This window comes from Roseivirga sp. 4D4 (genome assembly GCF_001747095.1).
GTDB lineage: Bacteria > Bacteroidota > Bacteroidia > Cytophagales > Cyclobacteriaceae > Roseivirga.
This window is the reverse complement of record NZ_MDGP01000001.1, coordinates 3,083,852-3,100,565: the sequence shown is the minus strand read 5'-3', so window position 1 is coordinate 3,100,565 and position 16,714 is coordinate 3,083,852. Positions and strand designations below refer to the sequence as shown.

Sequence of the window (16,714 nt, the reverse complement as noted above, 5' to 3'; positions counted from 1 at the left end):
AACAACGAGTTTTGATATACAATACCCAACCTGTTGACAATTAGCTGCGCCAAAGATAAGGGAATAGCAAATAAGAAACCGCTATGATAATGGCATTAATGGCAAGAAGCATGAGCATATCATCAAGATATACACCTCTGTCTAGCCCATCCATTGCCGATTTAGAGGTTTTAATAATAATAAGTAATAGGGGTATTAATACCGGAAAACTTAGAATAGCCATTAATGAACTACTGTTTGGCGCTTTAGAGGCTATTCCTGATACCATTGTCAGGGCCGATGCCAGCCCTATGGACCCAAGGCATATGACCAAAAGGAACATTGGTAAATCATTTACCATGCTTCCCATGAAAAGAGTATAGAATAATAATCCGATCATCGCCATTGCGATCATCAGAATTGAGTAATAAATCGTCTTTGAGACTATAAACGCTTCCGCTTTGGCCAGTGAATAATAATAAAGAAGTCGTCCAGAAGATTCTTGGATAAAGCTTTTGGCAACAGCATTGGTGGCAGTAAAGAGAATAATAATCCAAAACAAAGCATTCCATGTTGGTTCATCAATTGCTCCTGCTTTTAATTTAAAGCTCATATAAACCACAAAAATGGTGGAAGCCAAATAAAGAATTATACCATTCAGTGCATAGCGCTGACGCCATTCTGAGAGAAATTCTTTTTTGATTAATGTGATTATGCTTTGGCCCATTTTCTACTTCAAAGTTAACATTCAGGCTGAGAAAGTTTTTAGCCAATTTCCATTCTATTACTTTAGCGGAAATTTTTAGAAACAAATGAATTCTGATAAGATCGCGATTATTGGCTTAGGCTATGTGGGTTTGCCGCTAGCTGTGGCTTTTGCAGAAAAATATAAGGTAATAGGTTTTGACATTAATGAGCCACGGATCAAAGAACTTAATAGTGGACATGATCATACACTAGAGGTGGAAGATGAATTACTAAAATCAGTTTTAAAAGGCAAGGATTCAGAAGAAGGCCTTTTCAATTCTAGTGACCTGAATGATATTAAAGGATGTAACATTTACATCATCACGGTTCCTACTCCTATAGATGAGGATCACAATCCTGATCTCACACCATTGATTAGAGCATCTCAAACTATTGGGGAGGTACTAAAAGCTGGAGATATTGTAATTTACGAATCTACAGTATATCCTGGGGCAACAGAAGAAGATTGCGTTCCCATATTGGAGAAAATATCGGGACTCAAGTTCAACATTGATTTTTATTGTGGGTACTCACCAGAAAGAATTAACCCAGGAGACAAAGAGCACACAGTAACCAAGATTTTGAAAGTCACTTCTGGTTCGACTCCCGAAATAGCAGAGAGAGTGGATCAACTTTATAAAAACGTGATTACTGCGGGGACTTATAAAGCAGCAAGTATTAGGGTTGCAGAGGCGGCAAAGGTTATCGAGAACTCTCAAAGGGATATTAACATTGCTTTTGTTAATGAGCTGGCAATGATCTTTAACAAGATGGAGATTGATACTGTAGATGTTCTGGAGGCAGCGGGGACTAAGTGGAACTTTCTGCCATTCAGACCAGGACTAGTTGGAGGTCATTGTATAGGTGTAGATCCGTATTATCTTGCGCAAAAGGCAAAAAAAGTTGGTTATTATCCACAGATGTTGCTGGCTGGCAGGAGGTTAAATAATTCAATTGGCCCTTATGTTGGTAGTCAAGTAGTGAAACTTCTGATGAAATCAGGTAAGGTTATCAATCAATCTAAAGTTCTCGTTTTAGGAATAACTTTTAAGGAGAACTGTCCAGATATAAGAAACTCTAGGGTGATTGATATTATTCTAGAACTAGAGGAATTTGAAGTTGATGTAGATGTTCATGACCCGTGGGCAGATACAGTTGAGGTTCAGCAGGAATACGGAATTGAACTCGTTTCAGAGCCCAACTACTCGAATTATGATGGTGTGGTGTTGGCAGTGGCTCATGAAGAATTTAGATCTGGTGTACTTGATAAAGTAAATCCTGACATTGTAATATTTGATGTCAAATCGTTTTTTCCAAAAGACCAAATTACAGCGAGACTATAATGGCAAAAGTTTTAATCACCGGAACGGCCGGGTTTATAGGGTTTCATCTTGCACGGAAACTATTGAATAGAGGCGATCAGGTATTCGGTCTTGACAGTATTAACGATTATTATGACTTAAGAGTCAAGTATGGTCGCCTAGGAGAGACTGGAATAAAGAAGGACGCTATTGAATATAATACCTTGGTACAAAGTACAAAGTACCCTAACTACAAGTTTGTTCAATTACAACTTGAAGATTCGCAAAACCTTACCTCTTTATTTAAAAAAGAGAAATTTGACACAGTAATCAATCTGGCTGCACAGGCTGGAGTTAGGTATAGCCTGGAGAATCCAAGGGCATACATCGATAGTAATATCATTGGTTTTATGAACATTTTGGAGGCTTGTAGACATCATGGAGTAAAGCACCTGTCCTATGCCAGTAGTTCTTCCGTTTATGGTCTAAACGAAACTCGACCTTTCTCAGTACAACATAACGTTGATCACCCAATCAGCCTGTATGCTGCCAGTAAGAAGAGCAATGAATTGATGGCGCACACTTATAGTCATCTTTTTGGATTGCCAACGACTGGCCTTCGTTTTTTTACAGTCTATGGTCCGTGGGGAAGGCCAGATATGGCTCTATTTCTGTTTACCAAGGCAATTCTTGATAACGAGCCTATAAACATTTTTAATAACGGAAATATGTCTCGAGACTTTACATACGTTGATGACATTGTAGAGGGCATAACGCGGGTGAATGATAACCCGCCTCAAGGTAATGCAAATTGGACAGGTAAGAATCCAGACCCGTCAACTTCCATCGCACCTTACACGGTTTATAACATTGGCAATAATGCTCCGGTGAAGCTTATGGATTTCATATCTATAATTGAGAAATGTTTAGATAAGATTGCTCAGAAAAATTTTATGCCTATGCAGGCTGGAGACGTTAGTGCTACCTATGCTGATGTACAAAGCCTGATAGAAAACCTAGGTTATAAACCCAATACACCGCTTGAAACTGGAGTGACAAATTTCATAGATTGGTATAAAGAATTTTATAATGTCAGATAAGGCTTATTTTGTTCATGAAAGCTCGTATATAGATGAGGGTTCCGTTATTGGTGCCGGAACTAAAATTTGGCACTTTAGCCATATAATGTCAGGATGTATCTTGGGAGAAGGTTGTAATATTGGTCAGAACGTTGTAGTAAGCCCGAGAGTAACTCTAGGAACTAATGTTAAAGTTCAGAATAACGTCAGTATCTATTCTGGTGTAAAATGCGAAGATGACGTTTTTCTTGGCCCTTCTATGGTATTTACTAATGTTATCAATCCAAGGAGTGCAGTTAATAGAAAAAAAGAATATTTAGAAACTGTTGTACGAAAGGGTGCTTCCATTGGAGCTAACTCTACAATTGTTTGTGGTAATGAAATTGGAGTATTTGCATTTATTGGTGCTGGTGCGGTAGTTACTACTGATGTACCGGCCTATGCTCTTTTTGTAGGAAATCCAGCAAAACAAATCGGTTGGATAAGCGAGTTCGGACATAGATTGGAGTTTGATGATAATGGTAAATCCATTTGCCCCGAATCTGGTGAAGAATATGTTTTATTAAAAAATAAAGTAAGAAAGATATAAAATGAACTTCTCATTGATTGGTGTTGCAGGTTATATTGCTCCAAGACACTTGAAAGCAATTAAAGATACTGGTAATTCTCTGTTAGCGGCTGTTGACAAGTTTGACAATGTGGGGGTTATCGATTCTTTTTTTCCAAATGCGGACTTTTTTGTTGAATTCGAAAGATTTGACCGGCATGTGGAAAAACTTAAAAATAGAGGAGTTTGTATTGATTATACCTCTATTTGTACACCCAACTACTTGCATGATGCACACATAAGGTTTGGTTTAAGAGTTGGTTCAGATGCCATATGTGAAAAACCTCTTGTGCTAAATCCATGGAATATTGACGCACTACAAAGTATTGAAAAGGAAACTGGTCATAGAGTTTGGAATATACTGCAATTAAGGGTTCACCCAAGTATAATTGAGTTAAAGAAAAAAGTTGAGAATAGCCCTAAGGAAAAGGTTTATGATATTGATTTGACCTATTTGACTTCGCGTGGTCATTGGTATTACACTTCTTGGAAAGGTGATTTGGATAAATCTGGTGGGATAGCGACTAATATTGGAGTTCATTTTTTTGATATGCTGGGATGGCTTTTTGGTGATATTCAGAAAAATATAATTCACATACATGAGCATGACAGGGCTGCTGGGTATTTAGAGTTTGGTAGAGCTCGAGTCAGATGGTTTTTATCCATTAACGAAGATTTGCTTCCTAAGGAGGTTAGGGATAAAGGCCAAAGGACCTATAGGTCTGTTAAGATTGAGGGAGAAGAAATCGAGTTTAGTGGAGGTTTTACAGACTTGCATACTGCTTCATATTCGGAGATAATTAAAGGAAATGGCTTTGGGTTAGATCAAGCCAGAAAAGCAATTGAGATTGTCCATACAATCAGACACAGCAAGACTCAAGGCTTAGTGGGTGATTATCATCCTTTTGCACGAAAACCTTTGGCTGTGCACCCGTTCACCAAAACCTAACAAGATGAAGAAAATTCAAATGGTTGACCTGATAAGTCAGTATCAGGTTGTTAAGGATGAAATAAAAATTGAGTTTGATCGTGTTCTAGAATCAGCGACTTTCATTAATGGACCTGTCGTCAAGGAGTTTCAGTTAGATCTAGAATCGTATTTAGGGGTTAAACACGTTATTCCCTGTGCTAATGGTACAGATGCACTCCAGGTAATTATGATGGCTTATGGTTTTCCTAAAGGGTCAGAGGTTTTGGTTCCGTCATATACGTATGTCGCTACTGTTGAAGTCATAGCACTTTTGGGTCTTAAGCCAATCTTTGTTGAAGTCTACCCAGACTCGTTTAACATAAATATTGAGGACATGGAATCTAAAATCACTGAAAATTCGGTAGCTATAGTACCAGTCCACCTTTATGGTCAATGTGCAGATATGGAAAGGCTGATGAAAGTCGCCAAGACCTATGATCTTAGGGTTTTTGAAGATACAGCACAAGCAATAGGAGCAGACTATACTTTTTCAGATGGGAAAAAAGTAAAGGCAGGAACTATGGGTGATGCTGGAGCTACCTCTTTCTTTCCATCAAAAAACTTGGGTTGTTATGGGGATGGTGGTGCCATCTTCACAAATCAAGATGAGTTGGCAGGTAGAATCAGAATGATTGTGAATCATGGACAATCCAAACGATACTATCATGACTCAGTGGGCGTCAATTCTAGACTCGACTCTCTGCAAGCTGCCGTACTGAAGGTTAAGCTAAAACACCTTGATAAATTCAATGAAGCTCGAAGAACTGTTGCAATCAGCTATGATGAGGCCTTTGGTGATACACAAGTCATAGCCCCCCCTTTTAGGTCTGCCTTTTCTAGTCATGTCTTTCATCAATATACAGTGAAGCTGGATAAAGGCTTAGACAGAGATGGACTGAATGAATTTCTGAAGGAGAGGGGTATTCCTTCTATGATTTACTACCCAGTTCCGAATCACTTGCAGAAGGCATATTCTTATTATGGATATAAATTAGGTGATTTTCCAACCACTGAGGACTTGTGTTCAAGGGTAATCTCGTTCCCTATTCATACTGAGATGGAGACGGAACAACAAGGATTAATCATCGACTCTGTATTAGAGTTCATATCCTAACGGAGATCTCTTGACGTTTTATTAGGAAAGCCTAAATAGAGGTGTTTTCGGAATATTCCCATTGAACTTTTTCCAACATTAATTTGCAGTTAATAAATAACGAGTAATTTTGTTACTCGTTGTGCTAAGTCCGTATTTTGTGACTGACCGGGCGAAGCTATATCTAGGTTACTTATCTAAGTATGAAGGTATGTTAGAGACGTTAATTTCATCAAAGACTCGTATTAAGCTATTACTCAGATTGTTTCTTAATCCTGACTCAAAAGCTTATTTGAGAGGATTGGCGGATGAATTTGGAGAAAGCACTAATTCTGTTAGATTGGAACTTAATAGGTTTGAAGATGCGGGTATGCTTTCTTCAGAGCATGAAGGCAATAAAAAAGTCTATTGCGCTAATAGTTACTATCCCCTGTTCGGTGAGATTAGGAAAATATTACTCAAGTATACTGGACTTCAGGACGTCATTGATCAAGTCATAGAAGAACTTGGTGATCTTAATAAGGTTTATTTGACAGGAGACCTTGCTATGGGCAGACATTCGGATATTGTTAGCCTCATTTTGGTCGGTAATCCTGATAGAACGTACCTTTTAGAGTTGATTGGAAAGGTAGAAGAGCTTATACCCAAGAAAATACAGTATTTGATTTATTCTCAAGACGAAGCTGAGTCATTATACTTAGAAAACGAAAAAACACTGCTACTCTGGAATGAACAATGAGATGAATACCTTTTGGACGGCTTTTTATACCAAACCAAGAAGCGAAAAGAAAACCTCAGAACGGCTAATTGAAAAGGGCTATGACGTTTATTGTCCAACACGGACTATTGTTAAACAATGGTCTGATCGAAAGAAGAAAATTTCTGAACCTGTTTTTACTTCTTATATCTTCGCCAAAGTAGATGAGCAATCAAGGAATGAAATCTTGAATGACCAAGGAGTAGTTTCCAATGTGTTTTGGCTTGGAAAACCTGCAGTAATAAGAGACCAAGAAATTCATGCGATTCGCTCCTTCCTTGAAGACTTTCCTATGGCAGAGGCTCAATATGGAAATTATGAATCAGGTAGTAAGGTTGAAATCTCATCAGGACCACTATCTGGGCAAAGTGGCTTAGTAAGACGTATTCAGGGTTCTAAGGCTTACTTGACAATTGTAAGTCTCGGAATTGAGGTACAAGCTGAAATTGGTCTCGCCCATTTAAAAAAGGTAGGCTAATCATCTGTCGGTTAAATATTTTAAACACCTATATTTGCCCAGTTTATTGAATATGCTATCGCTCAACTTTAATATGAGAGAACTCCAAAGACCTATTAATCTCTACTCTCTACTGAGAACTCTCGCACTTATTGGACTCTTCTTTGTCTCAATAGAGAGTTTGCCTGTTCAAGCTCAGGCTCTGAATGGGCTCAACTTAAAATCGGTGAGTGTCGATGATTTGACCGATGAACAGATACTCGGATATATCAGACAAGCAGAAGAAAGAGGTTTGACACAGTCTCAGTTGGAAGCTCTAGCGAGACAACAAGGGGTTTCAGAATCGGAACTTACCAAGTTAAGAAGAAGGTTCGAAAGCCTTAGAGGACGGACAGCATTCAACAACCCTGCTTCGAGGACTAACGGTAATAGTGGTAGAACAACTCAGCTGGTGTCTCAACAAGATGTTTTTGGGTCCCTTGTAGGAGAAGAACCTCTTGAATTGACTGAAGAGCAAAAAAGAATTTTTGGTTTCGACTTATTTCAGAAGAAGAGTTTGACCTTTGCCCCAAATTTAAATTTGCCTACACCTAAAGGTTATGTACTTGGTCCTCAAGATGTTATTGTGGTTGATCTTTGGGGGGCAACTCAGCAATATTCGGAATTTGAGGTCTCACCCGAAGGTACTATTAGACCCGAAAATCTAAGCCCCATTTATGTAAATGGGCTCACTATTGAGAAGGCCACAGATAAAATAATTGCTCGCTTGAGTGAAATTAACAGTGGATTGAAATCCATTAATAATCAGCCACCTAAGATCTTTTATCAGGTGAGCTTGGGTAAGATACGCACTATTAGTGTTAATGTGGTTGGTGAGGTGGCCAGGCCTAGTCTTTACGCCCTTCCGTCTTTGGCAACTGTTTATACAGCTCTGCATGCTGCTGGTGGTCCTACTGAGACAGGCACTTTTCGAGATGTCAGATTAGTAAGAAATAACAAGTTGATTGCTTCTATCGACATTTATTCATTCCTAACGGATGGTATAAGGTCAGGTGATATGACATTGAAAAATGGGGATGTAATCATTGTTCGTCCATTAAAAACTCAGGTTGAATTGGACGGAGAGGTAAGAAGGCCTGGTTTGTTTGAGCTTAAACCGGAGGAAAGGTTTGAAGACCTTCTGGGGTATGCTGGAGGTTTCAACAATGCAGCATTTAAATCTAGGGTGACTGTAAAGAGAAATGGGGTTCGGGAAAGGGAGATTATAGATGTCGATTCCGAAGAATTCGAAAGCTTTATCCCGAATGACGGAGACTTGTTTGAGGTCAGTAGAATCTTAGATAGGTTTTCTAATCGAGTTATTATTAATGGAGCAGTTCTGAGAGAAGGAGAGTACCAGCTTACTAATGGATTAACTGTTAAGCAGTTGATTGAAAAGGCTGATGGTCTGAGAGGTGATGCATATAGAACAAGAGCTACTATTTATAGAACCGGAGAGGATTTTTCCCAATCAACTTTGCCGTTTAATCTAGGGGCTTTAATGAGCGGTTCAGAGCCAGATATCCCACTGTTGAGAGAAGACGTTGTTAGGATAACTTCAATTTATGACTTAAGAGAAGAGTTCATAGTTTCGATTTCAGGAGAAGTGCAAGAAGAAGGAGTTTGGCCCTTTTTTAAGCAAATGACTGTCAAGGACTTGATAGTTTTGGCGAAGGGTTTAAGGGAGTCTGCATCTGGAGCACTAGTTGAGATTTCAAGACGGAATAAAAACAGCAGTACAAATACTACGGCTGAAATAATAAGGCTTTCAATTGACGAAGATCTTTCTCTTAGAGCAGGTGCAGAAGAGACTGTTTTGCAACCATTTGATCAGGTTTATATTCGAAAGTCTCCAGGGTATACGGTACAGCAACAGGTGACAGTTGAAGGGGAAGTGGTAGCTCCAGGGCTTTATACTATCAGCAGAAAAGATGAGAGAATTTCAGACATTCTGATAAGAGCAGAGGGTTTAACCCAATATGCTTACCCTGAGGGGGCAATTTTAATAAGAAAAACTGAATTTTCTGACAGCAAATCTAACGATCAACTGAGTCAAGAGTATCTTCAGGAGTTGAGACAAAAAGTACTTAGTGATGAAACGGAACTTAAGAATATTAGTCAGGTAAGACTCATAGAAAGATTGAATAAAATTGGAAATAAAGTAGGCATCAATACAGATAATGATCAAGTTGGAAGTCGGTTCAAGAAGGATTTAATCGAGGATATAACTGAACAGGATTCCTTAATTAGGGATATAAAAATTGAAGAAGAGGAACCAGTGGCGATTGATTTGGATAGGATTCTAGAGGCTCCGGGATCAAAGTATGATTTAATAATCAGGCCAGGCGATGTCATATCCATTCCAGGAGAGCTCGAGACCGTAAGAATTGCTGGGGAAGTTACTTCTCCATTAAACATCCGGTTTGATGATGCCTATTCTTTTAAAGATTATATTTATCAATCTGGAGGCTTCTTACAAACAGCAAAGAGAGGGAGAAGCTATGTCCAATACCCGAATGGTGAAAAAAAGGGCGTTAGAAGGTTTTTGTGGTTTAAGAAATATCCTAAAATAAAGCCGGGATCGACAATCTTTGTAAGTAGAAAACGAGAGAAACAGCCAGTTAATTTTCAGACTATAATAGCTGCTGCTGGGTCAGTGGCAACCTTAGCATTAGTGGTTGATAGGCTGTCAAACTAGTAATGAAGGGGCTTCCTTTGTTTTCGTGCTAGTTCGTACTCTCTGATAATGTTGTATGCCTGTATTAGTTAAATTATTAAATAATAACCAGACCCCATAGATGAAAGAATTCTCCTTTGAGTCTGTTTTATTCTTGCTAATAAAGAAGAAAAAACAACTAGCAGTAGTACTTATTGTTTCAGTATTTGTGGGTATCGCATTTGCCTATATCAAAAAGCCTGTCTTTTCTTCAGCATCAATTTTGATACCAAATCAGGAGAGTAAATCAGGTGTTTCTTCTAACATATCTGGTATAGCAAGTTTGGCTGGAATCAATGTGGGTTCTATGAATGGTACTCAAGGAGGAATTTCTCCAGTGCTTTTCAACAAAGTTGTAGCGAGCCCTACTTTTGGATTAAAAGTATTAAATCAAAGAATACCAAGTCTTAGCACTGATAGCACTGTTACTTTTAAAGACTATTACCTTAATATTTCTAAACCAGATATTCTAAATCGCTCCAAGTCTTTTGTTTTTAGCATACCCGGAGAGATAATAAGTTTATTCAAAGAAGAAAAAGTTGACGATGAGACTGCAGAAATCATAAAAGTTGAACCTTATTCAACGGCTATTATTGAGTTGAGTAAGGAGGACAGGAAAGCCCTCAAATCCCTGAATTCTTCAATCTTCGTTTCTTTAAATGAACAAGACGGTTTTGTTACAGTATCAACAATAGCCGATAAGGCAAAAATTACGGCTGAACTCAATAAAACGGTCCTAGATGCATTATTGAGTGATTTGAAGGTTTATGTGACCAAAAAGGAAAGGGAAGAACTTGTGTTCTTAGATTCGCTAAGGACTGAAGCTTATGAAGAATTTGTTAGGTTGAAGGAGAAGTTGGCAAAATGGCAAGATGAAAACTTAGGTTTGAGTACTGAGTCTTCTAAAACGGAGCTTGAGTTCATTCGAGAAGAATATGACTTGAAATACAATGTCTATAAGAACATTTTGAACGAATATGAGAAGCAGCGCATTGCTGTTCAAAAAGAAACTCCTGCCATCTCTGTAATATCTCCACCAACTGTACCAAAAAGCAAAAGCGCACCAAATCGATTTATAATCTTGTTTATCACTGTTTTGCTAATCGTTGGGGGGTACATATTTATACTTGTTTTAAAGCCGATCATAAAAATATATTGGAGTAAACTTAAATCATATGATTCTTAAAGATTCGAAAGTACTTGTCATCGGAGGAGCGGGATTTATCGGGAGTTTCGTTGTGTCAGAATTGCTAAAAGAAGATGTAGCTGAGGTGACTGTCTATGACAATTTTGCGCGTGGTAGGAAGGAATACCTGACTGAGCAGTTAAATGACCCAAGGTGCACGTTATTTCCAATTGGGGGTGACATACGAGAAATCGATATTCTAAATGAAGCCATGAAGGACAAAGACTATGTCATAAGTCTTGCAGCCATGTGGCTCTTGCATTGCAAGGATTTTCCGCGTACGGCATTTGATGTTAACATAGCGGGTACGTTCAATATACTGGAGGCTTGTGTTAATAATGGTATTAAGAAATTAATTTGGTCTTCATCGGCTTCGGTTTACGGTGATGCTGTAGAACTTCCGATGACTGAATCTCATCCATTTAATAATAAGAATTTTTATGGGGCTAGCAAGATTGCAGGTGAGGCGATGGCCACCGCTTTTAATGACAGATATGGATTGGAAGTGATAGGGCTTAGATATATGAATGTGTATGGTCCTCATCAGGACCAGACTGCAGCGTATACAGGTGTAGTGCCGATAATGCTCAACAAAATTGAAGCTAACGAGCCACCAACAATCAATGGAGACGGTAGCCAGGCCTATGATTTTATTTACGTTGAAGACGTTGCAAGATGTAATGTAGACGCTCTTAAGAGCGATCAGAAATTCGGAATGTACAATGTAGGTACAGAGGTACAAACATCTATAAAGGAACTTTGTGATACCATTTTAGAGCTCAAAAAATCTGATCTCGAAGTGGTCTACAGACCTTATTCTGAAGATGATGCTAGGGCTTTGGTTCAGAATAGAATCGGTTCTAAAGAGAAGGCGCATGATGAAATTGGTTTTCATTTTAAATATGATTTGAAGCAAGGCCTTCAAAAACTAATCGACTGGAGAATTGCTACGGGACTAGACAAAGAGAAATAATGGAAAAGAGAAATATTCCAATATCCCTGCCTTTTACAGGAAAAGAAGAATGGCAGGCCGTCAAGGAGCCACTTATGACTGGTTGGCTTACTTCTGGGCCGAAAGTTCGGGAATTTGAACAGTTGTTTGCTGAACGACATCAGGTAAAGCATGCTTTTGCTGTAACCAGTGCTACTACGGCCTTACATTTATCTTTGGTTGCGTTAGATATTGGCCCGGATGATGAAGTCATTGTACCAGCATTCACTTGGGTATCTACTGCCAACGTAGTGCTTCATCAAGGAGCAAAAGTTATTTTTTGTGATATCGATCCGGCTACCTTTAACATCGACCCTTCGAAATTAAAGGAGGTAATTACCCCAAATACCAAAGCAATCATGGCGGTACACTTGTTTGGCCTTTGTGCAGACATGGATGCCATCAAAGAGGCGGCTGGAGATATCCCTATAATTGAAGATGGTGCCTGCGCTGCTGGTGCTGCTTTTAAAGATGTACCTGCCGGGGCTCTTGGTGAAATGGGCTGTTTTTCTTTTCACCCTAGAAAGTCAGTAACAACAGGCGAGGGCGGGATGTTGACCACTAATGACGATGCATTAGCTGAGAAGATTGGAATCTTAAGAAATCACGGTGCGTCTATTTCCGAAGAGCAAAGACACCACGGTCCTCGCCCCTATATTTTGCCCGATTTCGATGTGTGCGGTTACAATTACAGAATGACCGATTTACAAGGAGCAGTAGGGGTAGTACAACTCAAAAAACTGGATACTTTCATCAATGAAAGGGATGAATGGGCCAAATATTATAAAGAGGAGCTTAAAGATATTGCCTGGATAAAACTTCCAGAATTCAGCCAAGATTTCAAGCATGGGTGGCAGAGTTTCGTAACCTTGATCGATGAAGAAAAGTCCCCATATTCTCGCAACGAGATCATGGAAAAACTTCAGGAAATGGGAGTTTCTACCAGGCCTGGAACACATGCTGTTCATATGTTGAATTACTATGCAGACAAATACAATATCAAACCAGAAGATTTTCCAGGTGCCCAGATTGCCAACAATCATTCTATGTCCATACCACTTCATAATAGGATGGTAAAAGAAGATTATGAGTACGTTGTTAAGACCTTAAAATACTTAGACAAATGAATACAGAAGAGATTCTAAGAATATTCAAAGAGCCATTCGAAATTGAAGGGAATTTTATCACGTTCGAAACTCAATCAAATGAGGACAATCAGGGACAAACCAACAAAGTCTTTTCAGAGAAATGGGCTAAGGTCGATGATGGTGAGGATGAACTGAGCGATATTGAAAACTTTCAGAAAGATTGGTTTTTATCTCTCTACGGATTCGAATCTGAAGATAGAATTAGAGCTTTTCTTGCTGATAAAAAGATAATTCTGGATGCCGGTTGTGGTTTGGGTTACAAAACAGCGTGGCTAGCTGAATTGGCCCCGAACAGCATTGTAATTGGAATGGACTTTTCGCAGGCTGCCGAATTCGCTTCGAATAGATACAGGCATATAAACAACTGCTTTTTCATCAGAGGAGATATCGCAAACACAGGCATTAATGAGAACTCGATTGATTTTGTCCTTTGCGATCAAGTAATTATGCATACTGAAGATCCTGAATGTACATTTCAGCATCTTGCTGGCATTACAAAACCTGGCGGAGAGTTTGGTTGCTATGTTTATGCAAAAAAAGCACTGCCACGTGAGCTTTTGGATGATTATTTCAGGAAAGCTACTCATTCTATTCCTACAAAAGAGCTGTGGGAAATGTCTGAACAACTGACAGAATTGGGAAAGCGACTGTCAGAACTCGATGTAAAGTTTGAAGCTCCAGATATTCCTCTGTTAGGCATAAAGGGTGGAGAATATGATATCCAAAGATTCATCTATTGGAACTTTGTCAAATGTTTCTACCATGCGGATTGGGGCAGGGGTAGCTGCGATTCAACCAACTTTGACTGGTATTCGCCCTCAAATGCAAAAAGGTTCAGCAAAGAAGAATTTGAAACCCTTATCTCTGACAACAGTCTGACTTCTAACTACTTCCATTCCGAAGAAGCTTGTTTCTCTGGTAGATTCGGAAAATAGTCATGTGTGGTATTGCTGGTATATTAAAGCATGATGGTTCATCGGTTTTTACGGATAATGTGAAGCGAATGTCTCAGGCCTTGGCGCATCGAGGTCCGGATGGTGATGGTATTTATGTCGATGGCCAGATTGGACTGGGACATAAAAGGCTGGCCATATTGGATACATCGGCCGATGGGAATCAGCCCATGACCTCCAAAGATCAAAGATGGACAGTTGTATTCAACGGGTGTATTTATAATTTCCTTGAGCTTAGGCAAAAATTACGAGCCAAAGGTCATTCATTTACAACTGCTACGGATACAGAGGTAATCACTGAAGGTTTAGCAGCTTTTGGTACCAGTTTCATAGAGGAGCTTAATGGTATGTTCGCCATTGCTGCTTGGGACAGCGTGAACAAAGAACTTTATCTTTCCCGGGATCGATTTGGAATCAAACCTTTATACTATTATGAAGGCAATGGAATATTGCTTTTTGCCAGTGAGATCAAGGCGATCATTGCACATCCTGGCTACAAAGCCACTTTAAATTACTCAGCGTTAAACGAGTATTTTACATTCCAAAATCTATTCAGCTTTCAAACACTTTTTGAAGGTGTTCATATGATTCCGCCTGCCAATACGATCAAGATTGGAAGGGAACAAAAACGAGTAAAACACAATTCGTGGTGGGACTATGATTTTTCAAAGACAGAAGAAAGCATGTCATTTGAATATGCCAAAGAAGAGACTGAAAGGCTCTTTCACCAGGCAGTTACAAGACAAATGATCTCCGATGTACCGGTAGGCTCATACCTATCTGGAGGAATGGACAGTGGTTCAATTACTTCTGTAGCTTCACAACATGTAGCCAGATTGGCAACCTTCACATGTGGTTTTGATATGAGCGAAGTGACTGGTGTGGAGGCTAACTTTGATGAGCGGAGAGATGCAGAATTAATGGCTAATCATTTCAAAACTGAACATTTTGAACAAGTCATGAATGCAGGTGACATTCGTTGGTCATTGCCAAAACTGGTTTATCACCTGGAGGACTTGAGAGTGGGGATGTCTTATCCCAACTACTACATTGCAAGGTTGGCTTCAAAATTTGTAAAAGTCTGTTTGCAGGGTACCGGAGGTGACGAGTTGTTTGGAGGCTACCCTTGGCGGTATTACCGTGTTTTTGGTGCCCTTAACCAACAAGAATTCTTTGATCAATATTATGGCTTTTGGCAAAGATTGGTACCAGATCATCAAAAGGAGCAAATCTTTACTGCGGAAGTAAGACAAAATATTGATTTGCAGGAACCAAGAGAGGTTTTTGAACGAGTTTTCAAATTCAATACTGACTTAGGGTATGAAACTCCCGAACAACATATAAATAATTCGCTTTACTTCGAAGCAAAAACTTTTCTTCCAGGATTGTTCCTCGTAGGAGACAAATTAGCCATGGCCCATGGCTTGGAAGAAAGATTTCCGTTCATGGATAATGATCTTGTAGATTTTGCCATGAAAATTCCAGTAAAACACAAACTGGGAAATTTAACTAAGGAGATTGCTGAACTTGATGAAAATCGGGAGAAGAAAAAATCCATTGCGTATAGAGAGTTTGATGATGGCAAAAATGTTTTAAGGCAGGCAATGAAGGATTTCATTCCAGAAAAAATCATCAATAGGAAAAAGCAAGGATTTTCCGCACCTGACGAAAGTTGGTATAGAGGAGAGAATGCAGCATATATTAAGGACTTACTATTAAACCAGAATACTGTAAGTTCGATGTACATCAACCCCGATTATGTTAAAAGGATCGTCCGAGAACACACTGAAGATCATGTAAATCACAGACTTCTCATTTGGTCTCTCATGAACTTTGAGTGGTGGTGTAGAATCTTTCTAGATAATTATAAAATTTCATAGTGGTAAAAATTGTTTTTCTTGGCTGTACGGCATTCAGCGAGGCTATTCTTAAATCGCTATTAGAACACATCAATTGTGAGTTGCAGGCTATATTTTCGATTCCAAGAAAATTCAAAATCTCTTATAGTGAAGAAGAGGTTATCAATTCCAATTTTGCTGACCTCAGCACCTATGCTGAGGATCTGAATATCCCTTTCAAACTGGTGAATTCTGAGAATGGGATGAAACTCAAGGATTACTCCAGTATCATTGAAGACCTGAAACCGGATGTTATTTTGGTGATGGGTTGGTACTACATGGTACCCAAATCTGTAAGACAAATACCCCGCCTGGGTGCATGGGGTATACATGCTTCTTTGCTTCCCTCTTATGCGGGGGGGGCTCCTTTAGTATGGGCCATGATCAATGGTGAAAAGGTGGCTGGGGTCAGCCTTTTTCAACTGTCCGGAGGAGTGGATGATGGTGATATTATCCAACAAGTTTCCTTTCCAATTGAAGATACGGATACAATTAAGGAAGTGTACGGCAAAGCGACTGAATGTTCGATTCATGCTTTGACGGAAACTTTTGATGACATTGAGAACTTAAAATTCACCCCTCAGGATACTTCTAAAATTGAAGTATGGCCTCAGCGATCTCCAGCAGACGGTGAAATTGACTGGAGCTGGGATGCAGATAGAATAAGGAATTTCATTCGAGCTCAAACTCATCCATACCCTGGTGCCTGGACTGAGATAGATGGTAAGAAGATAATTATTTGGGATGCCCATATCATACCTAAGAAATAGGTTCTTGAAGAAGCTTGGCATCA

15 protein-coding genes are annotated in these 16,714 nt (G+C 39.2%); 14 read left to right on the top strand and 1 reads right to left on the bottom strand.

Going from position 1 to position 16,714, the window contains the following annotated elements:
- Positions 1-40: 40 nt before the first annotated feature.
- The gene (locus tag BFP97_RS13715; protein WP_069842966.1) at positions 41-706 is read right to left on the bottom strand and encodes a heme exporter protein CcmB; all 666 of its coding nucleotides are present in this window, start codon (positions 704-706) and stop codon (positions 41-43) included.
- A gap of 85 nt (positions 707-791) precedes the next feature.
- Between BFP97_RS13715 and BFP97_RS13710 the strand changes: the two genes are divergently transcribed.
- From BFP97_RS13710 to BFP97_RS13645, 14 genes are all read left to right on the top strand, one after another.
- The gene (locus tag BFP97_RS13710) at positions 792-2,069 is read left to right on the top strand and encodes a nucleotide sugar dehydrogenase (RefSeq protein ID WP_069842965.1); all 1,278 of its coding nucleotides are present in this window, start codon (positions 792-794) and stop codon (positions 2,067-2,069) included.
- Complete coding sequence (locus tag BFP97_RS13705; protein WP_069842964.1) at positions 2,069-3,127, top strand: NAD-dependent epimerase; 1,059 nt, start codon at positions 2,069-2,071, stop codon at positions 3,125-3,127. The genes BFP97_RS13710 and BFP97_RS13705 overlap by 1 nt, the downstream gene beginning before the upstream one ends.
- The gene (locus BFP97_RS13700; RefSeq protein ID WP_069842963.1) at positions 3,117-3,695 is read left to right on the top strand and encodes an acyltransferase; all 579 of its coding nucleotides are present in this window, start codon (positions 3,117-3,119) and stop codon (positions 3,693-3,695) included. The genes BFP97_RS13705 and BFP97_RS13700 overlap by 11 nt, the downstream gene beginning before the upstream one ends.
- Before the next feature lies 1 nt (position 3,696).
- Entirely contained in the window at positions 3,697-4,662 is a 966-nt protein-coding gene (locus BFP97_RS13695; protein ID WP_069842962.1) for a Gfo/Idh/MocA family oxidoreductase, read from the top strand.
- Positions 4,663-4,666: 4 nt separating this feature from the next.
- Positions 4,667-5,797: a DegT/DnrJ/EryC1/StrS family aminotransferase gene (locus tag BFP97_RS13690; protein WP_069842961.1), complete on the top strand. Its 1,131-nt coding sequence runs from the start codon at positions 4,667-4,669 to the stop codon at positions 5,795-5,797.
- 190 nt (positions 5,798-5,987) lie between these two features.
- Positions 5,988-6,515 carry a winged helix-turn-helix domain-containing protein gene (locus BFP97_RS13685; protein ID WP_069842960.1) on the top strand — a complete coding sequence of 176 codons (528 nt, stop codon included), beginning with the start codon at positions 5,988-5,990 and terminating at the stop codon, positions 6,513-6,515.
- Between the two features lies 1 nt (position 6,516).
- On the top strand, positions 6,517-7,011 hold the full coding sequence (locus BFP97_RS13680; RefSeq protein ID WP_069844318.1) for a UpxY family transcription antiterminator: 495 nt from the start codon (positions 6,517-6,519) through the stop codon (positions 7,009-7,011).
- Positions 7,012-7,084: 73 nt separating this feature from the next.
- A complete protein-coding gene (locus BFP97_RS13675) occupies positions 7,085-9,727 on the top strand; it encodes an SLBB domain-containing protein (RefSeq protein WP_170827472.1) in 2,643 nt (880 codons plus the stop codon).
- A gap of 100 nt (positions 9,728-9,827) precedes the next feature.
- Positions 9,828-10,931 (top strand): hypothetical protein, encoded by a 1,104-nt coding sequence (locus tag BFP97_RS13670; RefSeq protein ID WP_069842959.1) that lies wholly within the window; start codon positions 9,828-9,830, stop codon positions 10,929-10,931.
- Positions 10,921-11,904, top strand: coding sequence for an NAD-dependent epimerase/dehydratase family protein (locus BFP97_RS13665; protein WP_069842958.1), 984 nt, complete (start codon positions 10,921-10,923; stop codon positions 11,902-11,904). Before BFP97_RS13670 ends, BFP97_RS13665 begins: the two co-directional genes overlap by 11 nt.
- Entirely contained in the window at positions 11,904-13,049 is a 1,146-nt protein-coding gene (locus BFP97_RS13660) for a DegT/DnrJ/EryC1/StrS family aminotransferase (RefSeq protein WP_069842957.1), read from the top strand. The genes BFP97_RS13665 and BFP97_RS13660 overlap by 1 nt, the downstream gene beginning before the upstream one ends.
- Positions 13,046-14,005 carry a class I SAM-dependent methyltransferase gene (locus BFP97_RS13655; RefSeq protein WP_069842956.1) on the top strand — a complete coding sequence of 320 codons (960 nt, stop codon included), beginning with the start codon at positions 13,046-13,048 and terminating at the stop codon, positions 14,003-14,005. The genes BFP97_RS13660 and BFP97_RS13655 overlap by 4 nt, the downstream gene beginning before the upstream one ends.
- 2 nt (positions 14,006-14,007) lie before the next feature.
- Positions 14,008-15,903 carry an asparagine synthase (glutamine-hydrolyzing) gene (gene asnB / locus BFP97_RS13650; RefSeq protein WP_069842955.1) on the top strand — a complete coding sequence of 632 codons (1,896 nt, stop codon included), beginning with the start codon at positions 14,008-14,010 and terminating at the stop codon, positions 15,901-15,903.
- Entirely contained in the window at positions 15,903-16,691 is a 789-nt protein-coding gene (locus BFP97_RS13645) for a methionyl-tRNA formyltransferase (protein ID WP_170827471.1), read from the top strand. Before asnB ends, BFP97_RS13645 begins: the two co-directional genes overlap by 1 nt.
- The last annotated feature ends 23 nt before the right edge of the window (positions 16,692-16,714 follow it).

Bases quoted from the DNA above. Each gene is read 5' to 3' on its own strand.
- BFP97_RS13690 (WP_069842961.1), top strand. From the start codon at position 4,667: ATGAAGAAAATTCAAATGGTTGACCTGATAAGTCAGTATCAGGTTGTT.
- BFP97_RS13705 (WP_069842964.1), top strand. From the start codon at position 2,069: ATGGCAAAAGTTTTAATCACCGGAACGGCCGGGTTTATAGGGTTTCAT.
- BFP97_RS13670 (WP_069842959.1), top strand. From the start codon at position 9,828: ATGAAAGAATTCTCCTTTGAGTCTGTTTTATTCTTGCTAATAAAGAAG.
- BFP97_RS13695 (WP_069842962.1), top strand. From the start codon at position 3,697: ATGAACTTCTCATTGATTGGTGTTGCAGGTTATATTGCTCCAAGACAC.
- BFP97_RS13675 (WP_170827472.1), top strand. From the start codon at position 7,085: ATGAGAGAACTCCAAAGACCTATTAATCTCTACTCTCTACTGAGAACT.
- BFP97_RS13710 (WP_069842965.1), top strand. From the start codon at position 792: ATGAATTCTGATAAGATCGCGATTATTGGCTTAGGCTATGTGGGTTTG.
- BFP97_RS13685 (WP_069842960.1), top strand. From the start codon at position 5,988: ATGTTAGAGACGTTAATTTCATCAAAGACTCGTATTAAGCTATTACTC.
- BFP97_RS13655 (WP_069842956.1), top strand. From the start codon at position 13,046: ATGAATACAGAAGAGATTCTAAGAATATTCAAAGAGCCATTCGAAATT.
- BFP97_RS13660 (WP_069842957.1), top strand. From the start codon at position 11,904: ATGGAAAAGAGAAATATTCCAATATCCCTGCCTTTTACAGGAAAAGAA.
- BFP97_RS13700 (WP_069842963.1), top strand. From the start codon at position 3,117: ATGTCAGATAAGGCTTATTTTGTTCATGAAAGCTCGTATATAGATGAG.
- BFP97_RS13680 (WP_069844318.1), top strand. From the start codon at position 6,517: ATGAATACCTTTTGGACGGCTTTTTATACCAAACCAAGAAGCGAAAAG.
- BFP97_RS13665 (WP_069842958.1), top strand. From the start codon at position 10,921: ATGATTCTTAAAGATTCGAAAGTACTTGTCATCGGAGGAGCGGGATTT.
- BFP97_RS13715 (WP_069842966.1), bottom strand. From the start codon at position 706: ATGGGCCAAAGCATAATCACATTAATCAAAAAAGAATTTCTCTCAGAA.
- asnB (WP_069842955.1), top strand. From the start codon at position 14,008: ATGTGTGGTATTGCTGGTATATTAAAGCATGATGGTTCATCGGTTTTT.